1 protein-coding gene and 1 tRNA gene (1 of these 2 running past the window's edge) are annotated in these 587 nt (G+C 58.6%); both read left to right on the top strand.

The genetic code is table 11. The features are described 5' to 3' along the window. On the top strand, positions 1-402 hold a 402-nt coding region (locus tag B3520_RS02870; protein WP_286875367.1), incomplete at its 5' end, for a TraB/GumN family protein. 157 nt (positions 403-559) lie between these two features. Continuing rightward, positions 560-587, top strand: a tRNA-Leu gene (locus tag B3520_RS02865); it runs 161 nt beyond the window's last position.

Raw genomic sequence — 587 nt, 5'->3', positions numbered from 1 at the left:
TGGGGGGACAAGCCGGTAGAGCCTCTTGAAACCCTGGAGCAGCAATTGTCCCTGTTTGCCGGTATGACGGAAGTGGAGCAGAGCGCTTTTCTGGAGCATACTCTGGAGGACCTCGAGGCCACCGGGCCGCAGTTGCGGAGAATGGCGCGGGCCTGGCGGGAAGGGGATCGCTCGGACCTGGAGTCGGTCATCCTCGGGGCGTTTGATCGCGAGGATCATTTCAGTCGCACCCTCTATCAGCGAGTGTTCAAAACCCGCAATGAAGCCATGGCCAGTGCCGTGGAATCCTACCTCTCCGCCCAGCAACGGGTATTTCTGGTGGTCGGTATTGGTCACCTGATTGGTCCCGATGGTCTGGTCGATAACCTCCGCCAGGCGGGTTACCGCATCGAGCAGCTCTGAGCGCGCTTATTGAACCCTTCCGGGGCTTGTGGCACAATCTCCTGCCTTCACGCCGGCCGAAGGGCTGATTTTTGTTAAAAATTCATAAAAATCAGTGGCTTGGCGGTTCTGTGAAGTTTGCCTGTCGCGCCGCAAGCCAGGTGCGTCGGCAGTGAAAGCGGTCGTGGTGGAATTGGTAGACACGC

It is taken from the genome of Marinimicrobium sp. UBA4509 (assembly GCF_002388575.1).
Taxonomy (GTDB): Bacteria; Pseudomonadota; Gammaproteobacteria; order Pseudomonadales; family Cellvibrionaceae; genus Marinimicrobium; species Marinimicrobium koreense.
The sequence above is the reverse complement of the archived record's forward strand: the minus strand, read 5'-3'. Positions and strand labels throughout refer to the sequence as shown.